At 44.5% G+C, this 17,229-nt stretch carries 29 protein-coding genes, 1 tRNA gene and 1 pseudogene; 3 read left to right on the top strand and 28 right to left on the bottom strand.

The window, feature by feature from the left end:
- The 13 genes and pseudogenes from L655_RS0120150 to L655_RS0120090 all read right to left on the bottom strand — a co-directional run.
- Window positions 1-253 (bottom strand): annotated as a pseudogene (locus L655_RS0120150) (F protein); the annotation flags it as partial.
- Window positions 254-1,819, bottom strand: coding sequence for a DUF935 domain-containing protein (locus L655_RS0120145; RefSeq protein WP_024606091.1), 1,566 nt, complete (start codon window positions 1,817-1,819; stop codon window positions 254-256).
- Window positions 1,816-1,977, bottom strand: a complete 162-nt coding sequence (locus L655_RS1000000127630; RefSeq protein WP_002960378.1) for a hypothetical protein — start codon at window positions 1,975-1,977, stop codon at window positions 1,816-1,818. The genes L655_RS0120145 and L655_RS1000000127630 overlap by 4 nt, the downstream gene beginning before the upstream one ends.
- Window positions 1,964-3,391: a terminase family protein gene (locus tag L655_RS1000000128550; RefSeq protein WP_343222984.1), complete on the bottom strand. Its 1,428-nt coding sequence runs from the start codon at window positions 3,389-3,391 to the stop codon at window positions 1,964-1,966. The genes L655_RS1000000127630 and L655_RS1000000128550 overlap by 14 nt, the downstream gene beginning before the upstream one ends.
- Before the next feature lie 192 nt (window positions 3,392-3,583).
- Window positions 3,584-4,180, bottom strand: coding sequence for a DUF3486 family protein (locus L655_RS0120130; RefSeq protein WP_008172289.1), 597 nt, complete (start codon window positions 4,178-4,180; stop codon window positions 3,584-3,586).
- 3 nt (window positions 4,181-4,183) lie between these two features.
- Complete coding sequence (locus tag L655_RS0120125) at window positions 4,184-4,483, bottom strand: hypothetical protein (protein ID WP_024606090.1); 300 nt, start codon at window positions 4,481-4,483, stop codon at window positions 4,184-4,186.
- A gap of 11 nt (window positions 4,484-4,494) precedes the next feature.
- Window positions 4,495-4,707, bottom strand: coding sequence for a hypothetical protein (locus L655_RS0120120; RefSeq protein ID WP_024606089.1), 213 nt, complete (start codon window positions 4,705-4,707; stop codon window positions 4,495-4,497).
- Window positions 4,694-5,008 (bottom strand): DUF2730 family protein, encoded by a 315-nt coding sequence (locus L655_RS0120115; RefSeq protein ID WP_024606088.1) that lies wholly within the window; start codon window positions 5,006-5,008, stop codon window positions 4,694-4,696. Before L655_RS0120115 ends, L655_RS0120120 begins: the two co-directional genes overlap by 14 nt.
- A gap of 1 nt (window position 5,009) precedes the next feature.
- The gene (locus L655_RS0120110; protein ID WP_024606087.1) at window positions 5,010-5,231 is read right to left on the bottom strand and encodes a TraR/DksA C4-type zinc finger protein; all 222 of its coding nucleotides are present in this window, start codon (window positions 5,229-5,231) and stop codon (window positions 5,010-5,012) included.
- Window positions 5,228-5,674: a 3TM-type holin gene (locus L655_RS0120105; RefSeq protein ID WP_024606086.1), complete on the bottom strand. Its 447-nt coding sequence runs from the start codon at window positions 5,672-5,674 to the stop codon at window positions 5,228-5,230. Before L655_RS0120105 ends, L655_RS0120110 begins: the two co-directional genes overlap by 4 nt.
- Complete coding sequence (locus L655_RS0120100) at window positions 5,664-5,945, bottom strand: hypothetical protein (RefSeq protein WP_024606085.1); 282 nt, start codon at window positions 5,943-5,945, stop codon at window positions 5,664-5,666. The genes L655_RS0120105 and L655_RS0120100 overlap by 11 nt, the downstream gene beginning before the upstream one ends.
- The gene (locus L655_RS0120095; RefSeq protein ID WP_024606084.1) at window positions 5,935-6,198 is read right to left on the bottom strand and encodes a hypothetical protein; all 264 of its coding nucleotides are present in this window, start codon (window positions 6,196-6,198) and stop codon (window positions 5,935-5,937) included. The genes L655_RS0120100 and L655_RS0120095 overlap by 11 nt, the downstream gene beginning before the upstream one ends.
- A complete protein-coding gene (locus L655_RS0120090; RefSeq protein ID WP_024606083.1) occupies window positions 6,198-6,797 on the bottom strand; it encodes an N-acetylmuramidase in 600 nt (199 codons plus the stop codon). The genes L655_RS0120095 and L655_RS0120090 overlap by 1 nt, the downstream gene beginning before the upstream one ends.
- A 166-nt stretch (window positions 6,798-6,963) precedes the next feature.
- On the opposite strand from L655_RS0120090, the gene L655_RS0120085 reads away from it, so the two are divergent.
- Complete coding sequence (locus tag L655_RS0120085) at window positions 6,964-7,377, top strand: DUF4124 domain-containing protein (protein ID WP_024606082.1); 414 nt, start codon at window positions 6,964-6,966, stop codon at window positions 7,375-7,377.
- Between the two features lie 31 nt (window positions 7,378-7,408).
- Here L655_RS0120085 and L655_RS0120080 read toward each other — a convergent pair whose 3' ends face one another.
- The 15 genes from L655_RS0120080 to L655_RS0120005 form a co-directional block, all read right to left on the bottom strand.
- Complete coding sequence (locus tag L655_RS0120080; protein WP_024606081.1) at window positions 7,409-7,669, bottom strand: hypothetical protein; 261 nt, start codon at window positions 7,667-7,669, stop codon at window positions 7,409-7,411.
- Between the two features lie 12 nt (window positions 7,670-7,681).
- A complete protein-coding gene (locus tag L655_RS0120075; RefSeq protein ID WP_024606080.1) occupies window positions 7,682-7,960 on the bottom strand; it encodes a hypothetical protein in 279 nt (92 codons plus the stop codon).
- Window positions 7,957-8,307, bottom strand: a complete 351-nt coding sequence (locus tag L655_RS0120070) for a hypothetical protein (RefSeq protein WP_029752203.1) — start codon at window positions 8,305-8,307, stop codon at window positions 7,957-7,959. The genes L655_RS0120075 and L655_RS0120070 overlap by 4 nt, the downstream gene beginning before the upstream one ends.
- A complete protein-coding gene (locus L655_RS0120065) occupies window positions 8,307-8,723 on the bottom strand; it encodes a Mor transcription activator family protein (RefSeq protein WP_008165819.1) in 417 nt (138 codons plus the stop codon). The genes L655_RS0120070 and L655_RS0120065 overlap by 1 nt, the downstream gene beginning before the upstream one ends.
- The gene (locus L655_RS0120060; RefSeq protein ID WP_024606078.1) at window positions 8,720-9,064 is read right to left on the bottom strand and encodes a hypothetical protein; all 345 of its coding nucleotides are present in this window, start codon (window positions 9,062-9,064) and stop codon (window positions 8,720-8,722) included. Before L655_RS0120060 ends, L655_RS0120065 begins: the two co-directional genes overlap by 4 nt.
- A complete protein-coding gene (locus L655_RS0120055) occupies window positions 9,061-9,558 on the bottom strand; it encodes a hypothetical protein (protein WP_024606077.1) in 498 nt (165 codons plus the stop codon). The genes L655_RS0120060 and L655_RS0120055 overlap by 4 nt, the downstream gene beginning before the upstream one ends.
- A complete protein-coding gene (locus tag L655_RS0120050; protein ID WP_024606076.1) occupies window positions 9,530-10,141 on the bottom strand; it encodes a regulatory protein GemA in 612 nt (203 codons plus the stop codon). The genes L655_RS0120055 and L655_RS0120050 overlap by 29 nt, the downstream gene beginning before the upstream one ends.
- Entirely contained in the window at window positions 10,134-10,313 is a 180-nt protein-coding gene (locus L655_RS0120045) for a hypothetical protein (RefSeq protein ID WP_024606075.1), read from the bottom strand. Before L655_RS0120045 ends, L655_RS0120050 begins: the two co-directional genes overlap by 8 nt.
- A gap of 97 nt (window positions 10,314-10,410) precedes the next feature.
- Window positions 10,411-10,593 carry a hypothetical protein gene (locus L655_RS0120040; RefSeq protein ID WP_002960355.1) on the bottom strand — a complete coding sequence of 61 codons (183 nt, stop codon included), beginning with the start codon at window positions 10,591-10,593 and terminating at the stop codon, window positions 10,411-10,413.
- Between the two features lie 10 nt (window positions 10,594-10,603).
- Window positions 10,604-11,206: a DUF3164 family protein gene (locus tag L655_RS0120035; protein ID WP_024606074.1), complete on the bottom strand. Its 603-nt coding sequence runs from the start codon at window positions 11,204-11,206 to the stop codon at window positions 10,604-10,606.
- 6 nt (window positions 11,207-11,212) lie between these two features.
- Window positions 11,213-11,416 carry a hypothetical protein gene (locus L655_RS0120030; protein WP_024606073.1) on the bottom strand — a complete coding sequence of 68 codons (204 nt, stop codon included), beginning with the start codon at window positions 11,414-11,416 and terminating at the stop codon, window positions 11,213-11,215.
- A 2-nt stretch (window positions 11,417-11,418) separates the two neighbouring features.
- Window positions 11,419-11,751, bottom strand: a complete 333-nt coding sequence (locus L655_RS0120025; RefSeq protein ID WP_002960349.1) for a LacI family DNA-binding transcriptional regulator — start codon at window positions 11,749-11,751, stop codon at window positions 11,419-11,421.
- 600 nt (window positions 11,752-12,351) lie between these two features.
- Window positions 12,352-13,059, bottom strand: a complete 708-nt coding sequence (locus L655_RS0120015) for an ATP-binding protein (protein WP_008165836.1) — start codon at window positions 13,057-13,059, stop codon at window positions 12,352-12,354.
- 11 nt (window positions 13,060-13,070) lie between these two features.
- Window positions 13,071-15,281 carry a DDE-type integrase/transposase/recombinase gene (locus tag L655_RS0120010; RefSeq protein WP_024606072.1) on the bottom strand — a complete coding sequence of 737 codons (2,211 nt, stop codon included), beginning with the start codon at window positions 15,279-15,281 and terminating at the stop codon, window positions 13,071-13,073.
- Window positions 15,281-15,550, bottom strand: coding sequence for a helix-turn-helix domain-containing protein (locus L655_RS0120005; protein ID WP_024606071.1), 270 nt, complete (start codon window positions 15,548-15,550; stop codon window positions 15,281-15,283). The genes L655_RS0120010 and L655_RS0120005 overlap by 1 nt, the downstream gene beginning before the upstream one ends.
- Before the next feature lie 290 nt (window positions 15,551-15,840).
- On the opposite strand from L655_RS0120005, the gene L655_RS0120000 reads away from it, so the two are divergent.
- Both L655_RS0120000 and L655_RS0119995 read left to right on the top strand, forming a co-directional pair.
- Window positions 15,841-16,467 (top strand): helix-turn-helix transcriptional regulator, encoded by a 627-nt coding sequence (locus L655_RS0120000; protein WP_024606070.1) that lies wholly within the window; start codon window positions 15,841-15,843, stop codon window positions 16,465-16,467.
- Window positions 16,468-17,147: 680 nt separating this feature from the next.
- A tRNA-Asn gene (locus L655_RS0119995) sits at window positions 17,148-17,224 on the top strand.
- The last annotated feature ends 5 nt before the right edge of the window (window positions 17,225-17,229 follow it).

Below are 17,229 nucleotides of genomic sequence, written 5' to 3'. Positions count from 1 at the left end.
CCCAGCCGTAACGCGATTTGATGTTATTAAATTCGTTTTGAAACCAGCCCAGGCTTTTACCTTCGCTTATGGCTTTGTCTACTGAGGTGTAAAAGTCGTTAAGCATGTCGGCTTTGGTAACACCTGCCACCATAAACGCGCGGTTATGGGCGTTTTTCCATACATCATCCCAGCTGCTGCTAGGTGTATTTAGCTTTTGCCTAAAAAACTTTATCCCTTCGTCAAACGGCAGTGAGCCGTATCTAACAGCCATTTAACGGCCCTCATCCACTTCTAGTGCGCCTAGTAATTCGCTGGCTGCCATGGCCTTTGCCATTAGCTCGCTAAAGCCCTTTGTGCTTATTTGTGGCTCAAGGGCTAGTATGCCGTCGCGTATTTCTTCTAAACTGCTGGCGTTTTTAACCAGTTCGGTTACGGCATCGCTCATGCTGTTTAAGTGGGTTTGTGCTTGTGCGGCTAGCTGCTCGGCCAATAGGTCGGCGTTGTCTTTTTGTGGTTCGGTTTTAAGTGCTGCAAACCCTTTTAGTGCGGCGCTTTGTTCGGTTGGCGCGGTGAGTGGTGCAATGCTTAAAATAGCCTCGCCCTTTTCTGGTAGCGGTATTTGGGTTTTTTCGCTTACCCAACTAACTGGTACTGGGTAGTTAGCTTCGGTGAGTATTTTAAGCGCAGGTGCAAGTACGGCTATGTCGTCTGCTTCGCTGGTGTCGAATTTAAAGCGAGGTATACGGCGTGCGCCTGAGTAGCTTTTAGAGTTAAGTGCGTGCATTGGGTAAATAATATCGCGCGTTATGGTGTTGGCTACTTGTTTTAAATCGCTTTCTGTTATGTCGTTTAGTACGTCCATATGCACACTACCCAGCGCGTTAGTGCTGGTTTTACCGTCCGCTTGGCTGGTAAGCGTTGCGCCTAACACGGCTTTACTTTGGGTGGTTTCACACCATTTGATCATGGCTTCAAATGGGTCGGATTGACCATTAGCAGCATTTTGAAAATCGATTTCCATGCCTTTGGGGATAATACCGCCTGCGTTATGGCCGATGCTAAGCACGGCGCGTAACAAAGTGGCTTTTTCGTCTTCGCTTGCGCCATTAGGGTATTTACCCAGACGTAGCGGTAAGCCGTAAATTTCTAAAAATTCGGCTAGGTCGCGTATTGAATAGTTTTTAAATAAGTACGGCCATGCCACGGTTGAGGTTAACCCAGTGCGGTGTATATACCCCGATTTACTGCGGTGAACATGCGCACACCAACCAAACGGATTTAGCGCTTGGCCTGTGTAGCTGTTATCGCGCAGCATAAGCTGATTGCGGTTGTCGGGGTGGGTTTGAAATAGATTTTGATCGCGAAATTCGTAACCGGTAATAATATGCTCGCCGTTATCAAATGCCCAATTAAGCTCGTTACATGAAAACGATTTTAGTATGGCGTCGCTACAATCAAATAGCAGGTCGTCTAACCAGGTGGCATCTTCTAATATTTCTTGAATTGCTGCGGCGTCTTTTTCTTCTTGCTCTGTGGCGTTGCGCGGCGGTTCTACTGACCAGTCGTATTTTAACCAGCCTCTGCGGCGTTTTGTTAGTTCGCTAAATAGGTGGCCGTCTTTGTCTTCCATGTCTTTTGCGAGGTCTGCCATGGACGCTAAGTCTCCGGCTTCTGCGTCTTTTAAAAGCTGCGACAGTTTTGCTGGGGTAAGCGCTTCGCTCGGATGCTCGGCGTACTGGCGCATTAACATGCCAATGCGGCTGTCTTGCTCGGTTTGTACTTGCTTAAAGTCGGTTGAATTTAGCGGATTTCCGTGAATGTCTACTATTTGGTTCATGGGTTTACTCTAACTTTAATGATGGGCTTAACGCTTAGCACGTATACATCTAGCGTTTTAGTGTGTTGGTGGGCCTTGGCTAAACTGGCGGCTGTTATATCTAGTTGTTGTACTTGTGCGGTGAATATCTCTTGATAGAACACTCTAAAGCGCGGCATTACCAAGCAGCCTTACGATCACTTGCAAAGTCGTCGCTGTGGTCGGGGCGCAAGCTATTAGCGGCTTNGCTTGCTGGGCTTTACTCGGCAGTGGTGTGTATTCTATGGCGCTGCCGTCCATTTCAGCGGCACGTATAAGCATGGCAATTGATACCGCGCTATCGCCGTGGCGTTTGTTGCCATCGGTGCCGGTGTTTTTACCTTTATCGACCTGCGCAATACCGTTTTTAAGTTTAATTTGACCTAAGTCGTCTAGTACGTCTTGGTCTTTAGGTAACGTTATGTTATCGGTTTCAAAGTAGTCTTTTAGTTTTGGCATCCATTCGCGATACCAGGCTTGTGATAAATGCACGCTATCTACTAGCTCGGTGCCGTATTTTAGGCTTGCGGCTTCGGCTAAGTAACCACCGTTACCTGTGGCGTCAAACGCTAGGCCGCGTAGTTTTGGTAAACGGTCACAAATATACAGCATGATTTGCTTTTGCTGCTCGTAAGTAACGTTGCGTAGCTCTACCATAAACGGCACGGTTAGGCTGGTGTCTTGGTTTATTTCACCAATACTGAATACGGTTAAATCGCCTTTACGTGCAAAATCCTCACCAAAGGCGTGAGTTAGATCAGGATTTAACCTACTTATTAAATCGTCAACATTTTGCTCGCACCACGTACTAACATCTTTTACGCGCTGCTCTTCTGTCCAACTTTCAAAGTCGGTGGGGGCTTCGTAGCGTAGTACTTTGCAGTCGTCGCTTAGGGCACGTTCACGCAATCGGCGGCTTAGGTATTGCCCTGCGCCTTGGCTTGGTACGCAGTATAGCTCTTCATTTGCGGCATCTGCTGTGGGGTAAAAATCAACTTGATTAGCTAGCCAGGCGTCTTCTTTGGCTTGCGTCCAGGTTTGCCCACTAACCAAACAAATACGTTTATATAGGCCGTGCTTTAACGCTTTATCAATGGGGATATGATGCACGGAATACTTTTTAGTGCCGCGCCTAGCTTGGGTTATTAGGGTGTTAAATAGGTTATCTACGCCGTTATGGGTCGAAATAATACGTACTCGCCCACCCCACATGGTAAGGGCCATGGCAGCTTTTAGTACTTCGTCTAGCTTGTCGTGGAATGCGGCTTCGTCTATTACTACGTTGCCTTGGCGGCCACGCAAGTTACGTGGGTTAGAGCTTAGGGCAACAATTTTTTTACCTGTGTTCGGAAACTTAATTTCAAAGGTATTGATTGATCGCTTTGTGCCGTCTGGGTCTTTTTCTTCAAAAATGCCCTCTTCCACTTCGCCCATTACCATGTTGAGCTTTTGCGCCCAAAATGCACAGGCGTCTATAAACTCCTTTGCCATTTCTTTATCTGAGCCAAGGTAATAGGTATTTTGACCGTTGGCGGCTGCNCTGCCGCTGCGCATAGTACGTCGTCTAGTGCTTCGGCAAAGGTTAACCCAGTACGGCGCGACTTTTCGGCAATTTTTACTATTGCTTTGTCTTCCATCCATGCTTTTTGATAGCCAAAAAGTATGTCGGTGCCCATGGCAACCGCTAACGAACCTGATACTTTACTAAGCGGTAGCTCGTTGGTTTGGGTCACGCTTTGCGCTGTGCTAGTCATGCTTTAGCCCTAATATGTCGCGTTTGAAAAATGCCAGCATGTCGTCTGCGGTTTGCGGTAAGTTTTCGTTTTTAACCTTTTGGTCTAGGTCTTTGGCGAGCTTTTGCGCGTAGGCTTTTTCTATTTCTTGCTGGCGTTTGTGTGCGGCCATGGCGGTTTGCTCTAGGCGCTGGGCTGCTAGCATGGCGTCTTTTATGGTGTCTATGTCTACCGCTGCGTCTTCGTCGGGGTTCATCATTTGTTGCTGCATAGCACGGAACAACTGAGAACGGCCCATTTCTAAAATAAGCTTGGTGGTATCGCCTGTGGGCTTTTCGCCCAGCTCTGCGGTGAGTGCTTTGGTTGACTCGCGCAGGTCACGTAGCTTTTGGCCTATGGCTTCGGTTTTTTGCGCATGGCGACTTAAGCCACTGCGGCTAATGGTTGCGCCCTCGTCTAAACCCGATTCAATAATAAGGCTGTTAACTGCGTCGAGTATTTCGCCCTGGCTAAAGCGTTTGTCGCGTAGCATTGAGTCAAGCTGCTTTTTAATGTCTTCGGGCAATAAATCAACTTTGCTGGGTTGGCCTCTGCGGATTGATTCACTCATGGTTTACCCTCGTGGCCCTGGGCGCTTGATGCCAGGTACAACACTTATGCCCTCAGCAACATCGATGCCTGATTGCGTAATACGGGCTACCCAGGTGTTTTCTGTGAGTTTATCAAGTGTTATATAGCCGTTTTGCTCTAACCAATTGAGCAAGGTTTTAAGCTGATCGCGACTGCAACCCAGTGCGTAGCGCTGTAGTACATCGGCTAGCATGCTGGTGTTAGCGCCAAAATCGGCGGATTCTTTTAGCGTTATAAGTATGCTAATTCGTTGGTGTTCGGCTTGAACTTGTAACATTGCCATGGTGGTTTTTCCTATGGATGGGGCTTAAGGGCTGGCACGGTTTCCTCTACTGGTTCGCCGCATTTCATGCAGCGATACAGCGTGTAATCGGTTATGCCTTTATTAAAATCGTTGGTGGTAACAACCTGAGCGTGTATGTTTTTATAGCAAGCCTCGGTTTTATTTGTGCCTGTAAGTACGGTGATTTTTGCGCCGCATTGGCACTTGTCGTTAACTATCGCCACTGCGCGTGCCTCTTAGTTCGTTTTCCATTAGTAAGTCGGTGAGTCGCTTTATGTCGGTGAGCTGTGGATTTAGTACGTCAATTTTGCCACTCACCTCAATCAGGCGTTTATCTAGTTCGTGTAGGTCATCGGCGTTAGGCAGGTCTTTTACTGTTTTTTCTACCGCACTTAAACGGCTTTCTAACACTTCATGCACCTTTTTAGTTACAAAAGTACTGCGTAGCCATGCCAATGCGCCTGCGCCAACTATGGCTACACAAACGGTTATAAATGCCTTTTGCCACTCCAAAATAAATTCCATGTTAGTGCCTGTAATGCTGTTGTTGTATTTCAATAAGTGATTGGCAATCAACACAGGTGCTACAGTTTTTAACTGCGTCACGGCGTTGCTTTGGTATGTCTATGCCGCACTCTTGGCAGTGCATAAACGTCGCCCCTGGTTTATTTGCTTGTTCGCGTTGAATAGATAGCGCGGCATCTAGCAGGTGCTGGTCTATTTTTTGCGCGTCGTCAACTTTGCTCAATGTGGCTTCCTTACTTTTTCAATTACGTTTTTAATACTTTGCTTAACGCTTGGCGCGGCCTTTTCAACGGTGCGGCCAATAACGTAGCCACCTATGCCTAATTGCAGTAAGTCCCATGCCTGCGCTGATAAGCGAAAAGCCAACCAACCAAATGAGTCAAAGCACACCAACACTAAAAACGTAAGCATGGTGATTGGCCGCCAATTACGCTGTAGCCAGCTTTCGCCATTGGCCTCTGCGGTAATTATTTGCGATTTCGCCTCTAGTACTTTGCCTTGTAGCTCGACAATTTTGCCCTCTAGCTCTAGCACTTGGCTTTGAGCTGTGTTTTCAATACGCTTAAGTTCGTTGGTAACGGCTTGGCGTTCTTCGTCGCTGGTAAAGAGATCATCAATTAAATTGGTGATTGGCTCGACCACGTTAAACCAGTTTTTAATTGCCATTTTTATCTTCCTTACAAAGTCGGTGTTGGCGCTTGTGCTCTTTTTTAATTGCGTCCTGCAAGGCGTGCCATACCTGTTTAGCTTTGGGGTTGGCGTTTAACATTTTGTTGGTAAATGACTCGGGGTGCTGTGAGTTGTACTTTTTGCCCGTGGCCTCTTCGTAGCTTGGCTTAACTACGTGCTGCTCTATTTCGCTAAACACTAAGGTAAGTGCTAGCTCTTTAATAACGGTATTTTGCGCTGTGGTAAGCGGTTTTACTTTAGCGACCATTAGACTCTCCAAAGCGTTTTGCAAGGGCTTCACGGGCGTTTTTGTAGCTTTGCTGGCCGTCTACGCGCAGCTGTATGTCGATGGTTCTAACCGATTGCCAGCCTTTGTTAAAGTGGCTTTGCATGGTACCGCAATGGCTGTGCATTGGTATTTCGCGGGGGTCGAATGGCATGCTGTGCATGCGGGCGTCAACTTCTAATTCCATGCGCTTCTCGCGGCCTTTTTGATAGGACCAATCCCAACTTTTACCCATTACGCCGCCTCGCTTAACTGATTTACTGCAAATTCGGTTACATGGGCTAGGCGGTTATACCAGCCCTCTAAGTTTGGTTTTTGGCTGGCATCGTTTGCACAAATGCGGGCGTACTTTCGGCCACGGTTTACGCTGAGCAATATGGTTAGGCTAAGGGCTGGACGCTCTAGGATAGCGGCTAGGGTTTTTGGCCCCATGCGACCATCGGGCTTTGAGTTGACTAATCGCTGGGTGAGCATGGCCATGGCGGGTGCGCCGTGCTGTACTGCGCCATCTAGCAGCATAAAGTCAACACCTGCGGGGCTTTGCTCGCAGTACATGGCACGCCAATAATCACGATGATACAGGCTTATCGCTTTAGCAAGCGTTAGGTTTTTAATATCTACAGTTGGGTAAGCGCGTTGGCTTATGCCGTATTTGGTAAGCCCGCCACGATCTGATGCTACGTTATTTAAACCGCCATCGCTGCGCAAGCCTCCCTCTAAATACAAGATAGGTAATATGCACTGGGCAAATTTAAGCGAGTACGGGGCAAGCGCGTTTTGCACTTCGGGTACTTGTTTAAAATAATTTAAGTTGAGTGGGTTGAATACGAACATACCGAAAAGCCTTGTTGTTTTTCGGTATTGTGGGGGGTTGTGCTTAGGTGTTGGCCGTGCGGGGTTTCGGGAAAGTTTAGCTAAAAAGTAGACAGCAACAGTAAAGTTTTTTATGGTACTGCAAGTTTTATTTTTTCGCTAGTTACCATTTAAAAGGACTTAATTTATGAAATACCCAGCCTTTGCCTTCCTTGCTTTATGCGCTTTACCAAGCCACGCAAAAATTTACCAATGTATTGTTGACGATGTGCCCACATTTAGCCAAACGCCCTGCGCACCGGATGCTAAAGAATTGCATTTAAAGGTAACAAAAGCCCCTGATACTCGCGCTGCAAGCAATGATATTTTGCAGCAATGCACTGAACTTGCAAAAAATAATGGCTGGCGTGATCCTGATTCATTTATGGTTGTGTCGCATGAAAAGCAGTGGCGTGATGATGCTAGCGGCGCTCGATTGGTTTTAGCTATGCAAGTAAACGCTAAAAATGGGTATGGCGGTTATGGTAAAGCAAAGCCGTTTAATTGCTTTTTAAATCACAGTGGTACGGGTTTAAGTAATGTTCAAAGGTGGGTTAACTGATCAATAAAAAAGCCGCGTAAAGCGGCTTTTTTTATTGGTTTTGTTTCTTAAACCTGGACCAATCAAGTTCTTTTACTTCTTCAACCAAGCTGTTTATATACCTTAACCTTTTTAATGCTCGGCTTAGGTTTTGTTGAGGCACTTGATTTAATGATGCTGCCATAGGCTCGCTAATGCCATTACAGAGGCAATCATATATAGCGGCTTTAATTGGTTCACTTGTTAAGCGTGTTATTTTTATTAACACTGCAACACGTTCCGGTGATTCTTTTCCGTTAATTAAAGCGTACATACTAAACCACCTTTAAATTTGATTATTGGTAAGCATTGCAGGGCGCTTAAATAAAAGCGCTCTGCATTGCAGGTCATCTATGCTGGCTGTTCTGCCATTGATTGATACTACTTTTAAGCCACCGCTTTGGTCTCTACTTTCTATTGTTTTGTAGCCATCTTGTTCTTTAATGTTTTTTAACCAGCTGGCTGCACGATTGGTTGATACACCAAACACTTGAGCTAAGGTAAGTGAGTTGTAAAACTGCTGGGTTTGTAGCATTTTTTCAGCGGCGTTTATTGTGCTGCTCATTGGCTTAGCTCCTTTACTTTTTGTTGTAGTTCGGTGATGCCTTGTAACAACTTATTTGGCTGATGAATAAGCATAAACTCTAAATCGCCTGCTTTTACCCCTTCAAGGGCTGCGGGGGTTTTAGCTATAAGCGGTGCGCCTACCTCGTCTATAAATTTGTTTTCGTCTTGCATAACATGCAGCTGTATTTGTATGTCGGTGTGCTGTTCTTGCAGTGTACCCAATAGCACGTAGTTGTTTGGGTGTTTACCCTCTAGCATATCCACTATTAGCGTATCTACGCACTCTACGGCTTNGGCTACGTTTACTGCTTCGCTCATTGGCGCTTTACTCATGGTGTTGCTCATTAAAATAGTCTCCGTTGGCGGCGTTCGGTTTCTACGATGCGTTGGTGCTGGATTATTTCAGCTATACGGCGCTCTGTTAGTTTAAATTTATTGGCAAGCTGTTCTATGTTGTTGCCTTTGTATTCTTGCCATATTTGTATATCGCGTAGGGCTGCTTTTAGGCGTTGGTCGGTGGGTATGTAAACATCGCGCCCGCCAAAGTAATGGCCTATTGCTAATGTTATGGCCTCGCCTACCCCTTGCGGGTTGTTTACACTGGCTTTGGTTAGCTGCGATTCGATAAGCAGTGCAAGCGATTGTAGGTTGCTAGGCCAGCGTTTACGTACTTCGGCTGCGTCCTCAGTAGATAGCTTGCTTAGGCAGTCTTGCAGCTGCTCTACGCTTTCACCAAACAGCTCTGATTGTTGTTCGCTCATAAACCACCTCGGTTATATCTAATTGTTAAAAATGAAAGTTCATTATTAAAATCGTTGAGTTCATCACGGGTTGAGTTTTCAGCATCAAAAACTTTCATTGGGTCTTTTTTCATTAATTTGAGTGCGGCTTTTTCTTGGTTTGCTAGCTCATCAAATTCGTTCACTCTTTTTTCAAACTCGCCCGATTGCAATATTTCACTAGCTTTACGCCTTACCTCAGAAATTTTTGAAGTCGCATTTATAAAGTCCTCTGATAACTGGGCGGCTTTTTGCGCTTTTAGCGTTAAACGCTTTTGCTCTTTTTCTAACGCTTGCAATACAAGCTTTTGGCCTAATCTCATTTATCCTCCTTATTCACTTTTGCACCGTAGCGGCTCATTTGTTCTAAATAAGCTTGGTGGTTTTGTTGCTCACTCATTTCTAAGCCCTGGCGTTTTACTTCCATACTGCGGCTACGTTCTGCTGCGGTTGGCTGCACTATTTGCTCTAGTGAGGTGGTGAGCACTTGTTTTAAGTAGTTATGGTTTGCAAGCGGTTTTATATTTGGCTGACCTACTCGCTTTGCCATGATTGAGTTAGCGGTTTGCTCCATAGCGTGGCCCAGTGCTGCAACGTTTTCGGTTAGGGCAAGTACTTCACGGGCTAGCTTTACTGCACGTGTGGCGCTTAAGTCCTGCTTTGCTGGGCGAAATAGGGCTAAGTAGCCGACTAATGCCTGGGCTGTGCGTTTATTGATGCTAGCTACGATACTTAATAGCTCTTTGCCTGCGTCGTCTTGCACTAGTTGATCTAGGCTTAGGTGGCTTTTACACACGGGGCAACGGGTTAATTTCATTTGTGCTTATCTCAAATATGTTGCATACGGCTGGGTATGATTTATGGGGTACAGTGCTAAGCGGTATAGGCCGTGCGTAAGTTTGGCCTGATACAAGGCAGTTAAATGCTTCGTACGCTTGCATGTTGTTTGCTTTTAAATGGTTTAACATTTCGCGTTTATGCCATTTTTTAAGCGGCTCTAGCACTTGTATGGCTTGCGTGAGCGTTAAAAACTGGGTGTGGTAGCTCACGTTTGCGCCTACCTTGGCACGATTTAGCATGCGGTTTACGTAGGCGTCTAGCGCGGTTTCTGAGCCATCGCGCACAAAGCTTTGTTTGTGCATGGTGATCCAAATTGCGCGTATTTTGTTTATTTCGCCTAGTTGCGTTGATGACGATTTAGGGCTTAAACGGCGTTTAGCCTTTGTTTTAAACCCTGCTTTTTTAAAGTGTTCTAACACTTTGTTTAGCTCTGGCAAGCTCATTTGGCTGCATGATGTTTTGCCCGCTGCGCCAAGTAGTGCGGCGCGGTAGGTGTCGTCGTCTAGCCCTAGCTGCCCTTTAGCAATGTGAATTAGCTGAGTTAACTTTGCTTTAGTCATTTTTAAACTCTTCTAGCTGCGCACGTAGGCTTAAATAGCTTTGACCTATGTCGTTGGCTTCTTGGTCTGTAAACATGCTGGTGTCTACTGCTAGCTTGTGTGAGCACTCTAAAAACTTAACGAGTGCAACAAGCTGTTTTAGCTCTAATGTGGGCTGTATTAATAGGGCCATATGACCTCCTTTTGTTGCTTTATTTTTATCAAAATGCTTTTTGTTTTAGGTAAAGCACTTTGATAAAAAGCCGCATCCGTGCGCGCTTTTTGGTTACTTAATTAGGCTTTGTGGTTGGGCCTAGTGTTGTTGGGTTTACACTTACCAGTTGGCTTTGCACTACAAAGGTGATGTTTTGAAATACAAAGTTAATACTTACTGGTTCTTTACTTTGAGCGACCTGATTTACGATGTTTTGTAGCTCGCTGTGTTCGCTTACTTGAATTGTTATGCCTTCCATGAATTGCTCCTTATAGCTTTGCTATGTCGAGTGATATAGCGTGTTCGTGCTCGCCTATGGTTTCGTAAAAACGAATAAAGCGGGTTGAGTCCATTACCAGTATAGAGTCGGCTATTATGTCCATTGCACGCTGCCATTTACCGGTTTCGTCGGTGATTTTAAGACGGCGCAAGCCAAGTACTTTTTGCACTGAAACTTTGCCTTTTTTGTCGGTGGCAAAGGTTTGTTCAATAATGAGTTTTAGGTTTTCGTTTGCGCCCTCGCTCCATTCGTTTAGGCACTCGTCTATTAGCTCTTTAGCTACAAGCAGCTCGGGGCCAAGCTCTATGCTTTCTTGCACTTGGAGGGTTACTTTTTGTTTGTGATCAAAACTGCGTAGCGTGACGTTACCTTTAGTGCCGCCCAACTCAACCGCGTACTCTTGCGCTAGTAGGGCTATGAATGCGTCAAACTCGCTCATTTGCTGCTTTTTAAACTCAGCGAGTGCTTTGCTTTGCTCCTTGGCTTTAGCTATGGCCGATTGCACAAATTCATGGCGAATTATGTCGGCTGGGCGTATCGCTTTAACGGGCACCTGGTGGCCTTTTTGATTAATTAAAAATTCTTGTGGCATAGTGGTTTATCCTTCTATAAACATGACAATTTGGCCGTGTAATTTGGCTGGGCGAACTTGTCGCGTTCGCCCGTTTTTTGTTTCGGTTATTACGGGTAAATGTGCTGGGGCNCCTGCCACTTCAATTACATGGCGGCTAAATCCTTGGTGTGTGTCTAGGATTTGTAACCCTTGTTTTTGTAACTCTTTTAGTGCGTTGCGTAGTTGCATGGTTATTTACTCCCGCATATTTTTGAGTGTGGGCAACCGTTACGACAGGCTCTATAAAGCGCTACGCGTACATGGTTGGTTGCTGCGAACTTTCTGTTTTGGTGTTCTAGGCATACGTTCAGCGGTATTTCGTCCAAGATTGGGCAAGTTACTGTTGATGCCATAAATACACCCTCTACACGCTGCTGTATTACGTGTGTAGAGGCTTTGTATTTGTCGTTTACTACTTGGCTTACTGTGGCTTTACTTACGCCTAGTTTTTCGGCAACGCTGCGCATGCCTTGCTTTGCTACTTCGTCTTTTAAGACGTGTAGCCAATTAGTTGTTGAAGTCATGCGCTTCTCCCAGTGTGACGGGCGCTATTTTTACGGTTTTACGTTGCACGGCGTTAAACTCAACTAGCTCGTTTGTGTTTGGATCAAATACGCCTGTTGCTTTTGGGATCGGGCGTTTGGGACCGGTATTTTTAAGTATTCGGTATATGGTTGACTCTCCCGCTCGCTCAATGACTGAGCCTGTACGTGGGGCTGATTTAACAACAAATATGTACCCTACTTTTTTTAAAATTGAGATATATGAACGCGCTGAGGCTACCGATATATCGGCGGNTGCTAGCCACTTGCCCTGCGTCAAATTCATTTAGGATTCGCATTGATTGCCACATGCGCTGTCTCCCTGAGTTTTTTTGCTTTGCATCGCTTTTATTTACTTGTTTAAACGGCTTATATTCTGCGTTTATAACGGTGTAAGTGATGTGCTCGTAATCAACATGTTCGGCTATTGCTTTTGCTGCTACTAGGCGCTTTGCAAAGGCTTTTAAACTGTCGAGTGTTGTGTGCTCTATGGCATCGCGCACTTGTTGCAATGAGAATGTTTTTAAGATTCTCATTGCTTGCCATGCGTCTTTTAGTTGTGGGCGGCTCACTAATTTCTCCTTACGCTTTTTTAAGGAAAAATTCTTTATTGCCCCACTGTTGTAGGTCGATGCTCGTTAACCCATTCGCCAGTGCAAAGGCTTCTATTTTTGATAGTCCTGTGATGATGCGACGTACCTCGCCGTCGGTGTCGCTAAGCAGCTGGCTTAGTAGGTCGTCTTGTATTGTTAGCGTTGGCTCTATCACTGCATTGACGATTATTTGCAGGTCTTCGCGCTGGGTTGGCTGGAACTCTAACCATTCTGATATGCGGTTATAAAATTGGCGGTGACGCTGTAATTTACGGCGTACTGATTCCATGCCAATAAGTACTACTGGGCAGTTGGTTAGGTCGTGAATGTCGCGCACGATTTCGAGTGTATTTTTGTCGTTTAATAGGTAGTCGGCTTCGTCTATAAACAGTGGGCGATTGTGTATTGCCATATGCTCTATGATGTAGTTAAGCATGGCTTCACGGGTGTATATATCAGGGCCACTTAGCTCTTTAACTATTTGACGTAGCAACTGGGCTAATGTCATGCCCGATGTAGCACGAATGTAGATGCCGTCGCAGCGGTTAACCAACCATGCTGTTGCGGTGGTTTTACCAAGACCTGGATCGCCGTAAATAAGGCCAATACCTGGCACGCCATGAGCGCGCTGGTTTAGCGCTTCTACCATCATTTGTGTGGCTACTACGTTGCTTACGATTGCTATTTTAGTTTTCATGGTTTTTCCTTTTACTGGTTATGTAATTTTGTGGTTGCAGCAGGTGCTGGATTCATGTCGTTTAGTAGGTCGTCTAGGCGCTTTGATGTGGCGCGATTGTTTTGCTCCCACGTGTTAAGCCATAGCGCGTCTACATCACTTAACTGATTTTCTAGGCGCTGCTTTTTATGAAACATGGCTTTACTTTGCGGGTTGTCGAATAGCGGTGTTGGGTTTACGTTTGCTACTGCTATTTCTTCATCCAACTGCTTACGACGTTTTTCAAACTCGCTTAATTGCTCGTCGCTAAAGCCAACTGCTGGCTTGCTGTCTAGCGCTTTTATTGCTGATTGCGTTATGACGTTGGTGTGTTCAACCGACTGTTTAGGCAGTGTTGAAAGTGCTTTATTTTGGGTTGTGTAATGCCCTAACACTTCGTTTGCTATGTCTGATACGTTGACACTTTTAGCGGTCTTTTTAAGCTCTTTTAGCTGGCGCGATGTTTCGGCAGATTGGCTGCGTTTTGCATGGTGCGCGACGTCTTGGCGTGTCATGCCCGCAGACTCTATTTCGTGGTCTACCGCGATACAAATAAACTCGTTATTTATGCGGTTAAACACGTAAATACGGCCTACGTTTTTAGGGTCCCATTTACATAACACTTCATCGCCTACGATTGCGCCTAGCTCTGGTGCAATATAGAAACCACCACTTAGTTTTATGCCCTCTTTACCAACCATGCGTAAACCGCGATTTGATGGTATTGGCTGTAGCATTACATCAAGCAAACGCTCGTCTTTGATCACTTTGATTTGGTCGCGACTTGCTGCGAATAAATCGAATGGTGTTTTGTTGCCTACATTACTATGCGGTTTATGGTGGTAGCGGTTTTCTATCCAGTTATCTACGAACTCTTGCAACTGCTGCGCAGTCATATTGATTTCGATTGCTGACTTATCACCGCCTTGCTTTGCTAATAAGCGCTGTGCAAAGGTTTTACGCGCTTCAATTGCCTGGCGTTCTGAAACGTTGTGACCAATGTAACCGGTTAATAGCTCAGCTATGTCGTGCGAAAACGTTTTAAAAAACCGCTCTATATATGGCTTTTCTTCACCTGAAAACGGGCGTGTTGTTTCGTGCTTTATGTCGAGCGCGTCAAACACGCTTTTTATCTGTATTGAGGTGTAGTCTTTACCGTTGTCGGTGCGAGCAATTTCGGGTATGCCCCAGTCGAGTATTGCTTTGCGGATAACTAAACAAATACCGGTGCTGTCACTGGTTGGGTGAATAACGACTTTTGCACGGCGGCTAAATACGTCGATAATTCCGATTAGTGAGTGGCGGCCATCGGTTAGCATTACGTCTGATGGGGTTGAATCGAACTCCCACAATTGGTTAAGACGTTTTACGTTTTCGTCCATTTTACCCATGGCGCTCATATACTTGTTTTTCCAAGCATCTGGGTTTGCCATTTTGGTATAAAGTGCGCTGTTTTCGCGCTTCCAACGTGTTAGCCAATCGCGAATTGTGGTTTCTGCTGGTAGTGCTTTACCTACTTGGTAAAAGCGAGCTATTAAACCCTCTTTGATTTGTGTGGCTTTTACGTGTGGGTATTCGTAGATCATGGCTATGCAAAAATCGGCTAGCTCTTTGTCTGAGTCGATGATTGATTTGCCGCTACGCTTAGGCTTTAAAGCTAAACCTGCTACGCCTTTTTCGGCTATGGTCTTTTGCCAGCGTATTAGTGTAATGCGCGATACAGATGGAATTAAGCTTCTGTATTCTACAGGTACGTCGATTAGTCCTTTGTTATAGCGTTCGCTATATAGGTCAAAGCCTGCAACTTTCGCTAGGTTGTTCGCACTTACAAAATTTTCTGCCTCTTTTAAAACCCAGCATTTCGCACTTGCCTTGGGTGGGATACTTTCCATTGCAGCAAGTTGCTTTAAGTTTTGGTCTTTAAGTTCAGTTATTTCAGAGTTTTTAAGGCGGTCGTTTTGCTCATTTACGCTTAAATAAGCCTTACCGCTGTGTGCTGCTGAACTATTTGTTTCTTTGATTAAAGTCTCTTTAATTTGCACACAAATGTGTGCAGGAAGATCGGCGAGTGCATACTTACGTACTTTTCCGCCTCTGCCATTAACCTCTGTAAAAGGCCAGTTTTCATTTTTAGCTCTTATCTGAATACTGCGCTTATTGACAAGCATATAACCAGCTATTTGGTGTGCTGTGTATAGTTCCATTATTCACCCCTTTTAAGCTTACGACGCCCAGCCTTGCGGTTAGGCTTTCCGTCAACCCCATAGCGCTCAGGCCATATTTCACTGGCACTTACACCAAGCGTTTCAGCTATTATTTTTTCAGCTGCGGGGTACGGTCTGTGTAATGCGTTTTGCACTGCATTCGACTCATAACCCCGACTAAATGAGAGCTGGCGACATGACCAACCCTCGATTTCTAACGCTGATTTTATCTCTGTTACCGTCCAACCTGGACTTTCTAACTCATCCATTCAATGCACCTCTATGTGTGTATTTTGTGTTCATGCACACAAAGATACGCACACATAAATGTGAATGCAATATTTATTTGCACACTTTTGCATGCAAGCAAATCAAGCAATTGATTTAACTAATAATTTATTTTTTAGATGTTTGTATTTGATGGATCGCACTTCGCGCTTTGAAGTGCGAAAGGATCGCGGTTGGGAAAACAGGGGGATTTAAATTTTTATTTTGCATGCACTCGCTTGTGTGATTAAATATAATTATATCCATCATCCGAACAGAGCAATTGAGCGTTATGGCTACATTCAATAAATATCTAAAAGCGCTAAGAGAACGGGTGTTCTTAGATATAGGCACAGTTGCCGAGCGCACGGGGGTGCATAGAAATACTCAATCTAAATACGAAGACAGTCGCGATCCTCCATTTGATTACTTAGTTGAGTTTGCGGCATTGGTTGATGTGCCGTTAGATGAGATGTTAATTAAGCGCCTAGAAGACTCTAAAGCTTCTGAGGACGCTATCAACAAGGCGTTAAAGGCTTTAAAGCCAGGTGATAGAGGCTACTACGAAATCAAGTCAGTTAATGAGCCAAACATGACTTACAACGCAGTAAGTGAACTGATGCAAGTAAAAATCACTGAGGCTTCACACAAGCTTATACCTCTTGGGGCAACTATTTTTATCAATACAAACTCAAAATCTATTGATGCAAATAGCATGTATGCGTTTCTAAACCCGATGAACGGTGAGTATTTTGCTGCAAAGCTGGTACTGACTGCTGCAAAACTAAAATTGGTCTTTGATAGTGATGAGCGTAAAGATTTAGTATTTAACGTTGAGGGTGGAGAAATTGAATCTCGTTACATTCTAAAAACTTTGGGGCTTTTAGGTAAAATCGTAAAAGCTGAACTTATTTTTTAATTTATCAAATTAAGCCGTGTTTATCGCGGTTTCGCACTTTCTTTTATCATTTTTTCGTACTTTCTAAGATCGCACTTATTTTTAATTAAACTGGCCTTAAACCCTTATTTCTCCCGCGTTTTCCCATCTATTCTTATCTATTCCCTGTTTATCATTTAGATCTGTTAGTTACAAAACGCAAGCTTGCCGATTTTTCTTCTTAACATAGTTATACGTTAGTAAATAAAAAACGTTTAATACAAAGTTAAGTTATTGATTGTTCTATTTTTGAGCGAAGATAATAAATGCTCAATTTATAGATCAAAATTGGATCACTATTAAGGGGAAAAATACTTTAATGACTATTCGTGCAGGTATATTTTTAGAAAATTAAAATAAAAAAGTAAATAAATACGAAGAATACCCCAAAGTAAAAAATGAAATTTTATGTTTTTGAGTTGTTTTTTAATTACAAGTGGCTTTAATGGCGTGTTTAATTTAACCAATTTAAAGACTCAACAATAATAAAACTCGCATTAGTATTCTTAAATTCTCAAAAAAATAGCTTTAATAGAGCTATAAATCACGCAGATCGAACACAAAAACAACGAATTAACCTCTTTTTTCAATTTATGACTTTTATATGTTGACACTTTGCGGCTCCATCATTAATATTTCGCCCCGTTGAAAGGCAAGACGCTTCCCCCTTAGCTCAGTTGGTTAGAGCGACGGACTGTTAATCCGCAGGTCCCCCGTTCGAGTCGGGGAGGGGGAGCCAAGTTT

The sequence above is a fragment of the Pseudoalteromonas sp. TAE79 genome (assembly GCF_000498015.1).
Classification (GTDB): domain Bacteria; phylum Pseudomonadota; class Gammaproteobacteria; order Enterobacterales; family Alteromonadaceae; genus Pseudoalteromonas.
This window is presented reverse-complemented; position numbering and strand designations above follow the sequence as displayed.

Bases quoted from the DNA above. Each gene is read 5' to 3' on its own strand.
- L655_RS0120145 (WP_024606091.1), bottom strand. From the start codon at position 1,819: ATGAACCAAATAGTAGACATTCACGGAAATCCGCTAAATTCAACCGAC.
- L655_RS1000000127630 (WP_002960378.1), bottom strand. From the start codon at position 1,977: ATGCCGCGCTTTAGAGTGTTCTATCAAGAGATATTCACCGCACAAGTA.
- L655_RS0120130 (WP_008172289.1), bottom strand. From the start codon at position 4,180: ATGAGTGAATCAATCCGCAGAGGCCAACCCAGCAAAGTTGATTTATTG.
- L655_RS0120125 (WP_024606090.1), bottom strand. From the start codon at position 4,483: ATGGCAATGTTACAAGTTCAAGCCGAACACCAACGAATTAGCATACTT.
- L655_RS0120115 (WP_024606088.1), bottom strand. From the start codon at position 5,008: ATGGAATTTATTTTGGAGTGGCAAAAGGCATTTATAACCGTTTGTGTA.
- L655_RS0120105 (WP_024606086.1), bottom strand. From the start codon at position 5,674: ATGGCAATTAAAAACTGGTTTAACGTGGTCGAGCCAATCACCAATTTA.
- L655_RS0120100 (WP_024606085.1), bottom strand. From the start codon at position 5,945: ATGGTCGCTAAAGTAAAACCGCTTACCACAGCGCAAAATACCGTTATT.
- L655_RS0120095 (WP_024606084.1), bottom strand. From the start codon at position 6,198: ATGGGTAAAAGTTGGGATTGGTCCTATCAAAAAGGCCGCGAGAAGCGC.
- L655_RS0120090 (WP_024606083.1), bottom strand. From the start codon at position 6,797: ATGTTCGTATTCAACCCACTCAACTTAAATTATTTTAAACAAGTACCC.
- L655_RS0120085 (WP_024606082.1), top strand. From the start codon at position 6,964: ATGAAATACCCAGCCTTTGCCTTCCTTGCTTTATGCGCTTTACCAAGC.
- L655_RS0120080 (WP_024606081.1), bottom strand. From the start codon at position 7,669: ATGTACGCTTTAATTAACGGAAAAGAATCACCGGAACGTGTTGCAGTG.
- L655_RS0120075 (WP_024606080.1), bottom strand. From the start codon at position 7,960: ATGAGCAGCACAATAAACGCCGCTGAAAAAATGCTACAAACCCAGCAG.
- L655_RS0120065 (WP_008165819.1), bottom strand. From the start codon at position 8,723: ATGAGCGAACAACAATCAGAGCTGTTTGGTGAAAGCGTAGAGCAGCTG.
- L655_RS0120060 (WP_024606078.1), bottom strand. From the start codon at position 9,064: ATGAGATTAGGCCAAAAGCTTGTATTGCAAGCGTTAGAAAAAGAGCAA.
- L655_RS0120055 (WP_024606077.1), bottom strand. From the start codon at position 9,558: ATGAAATTAACCCGTTGCCCCGTGTGTAAAAGCCACCTAAGCCTAGAT.
- L655_RS0120050 (WP_024606076.1), bottom strand. From the start codon at position 10,141: ATGACTAAAGCAAAGTTAACTCAGCTAATTCACATTGCTAAAGGGCAG.
- L655_RS0120045 (WP_024606075.1), bottom strand. From the start codon at position 10,313: ATGGCCCTATTAATACAGCCCACATTAGAGCTAAAACAGCTTGTTGCA.
- L655_RS0120040 (WP_002960355.1), bottom strand. From the start codon at position 10,593: ATGGAAGGCATAACAATTCAAGTAAGCGAACACAGCGAGCTACAAAAC.
- L655_RS0120035 (WP_024606074.1), bottom strand. From the start codon at position 11,206: ATGCCACAAGAATTTTTAATTAATCAAAAAGGCCACCAGGTGCCCGTT.
- L655_RS0120025 (WP_002960349.1), bottom strand. From the start codon at position 11,751: ATGACTTCAACAACTAATTGGCTACACGTCTTAAAAGACGAAGTAGCA.
- L655_RS0120015 (WP_008165836.1), bottom strand. From the start codon at position 13,059: ATGAAAACTAAAATAGCAATCGTAAGCAACGTAGTAGCCACACAAATG.
- L655_RS0120010 (WP_024606072.1), bottom strand. From the start codon at position 15,281: ATGGAACTATACACAGCACACCAAATAGCTGGTTATATGCTTGTCAAT.
- L655_RS0120005 (WP_024606071.1), bottom strand. From the start codon at position 15,550: ATGGATGAGTTAGAAAGTCCAGGTTGGACGGTAACAGAGATAAAATCA.
- L655_RS0120000 (WP_024606070.1), top strand. From the start codon at position 15,841: ATGGCTACATTCAATAAATATCTAAAAGCGCTAAGAGAACGGGTGTTC.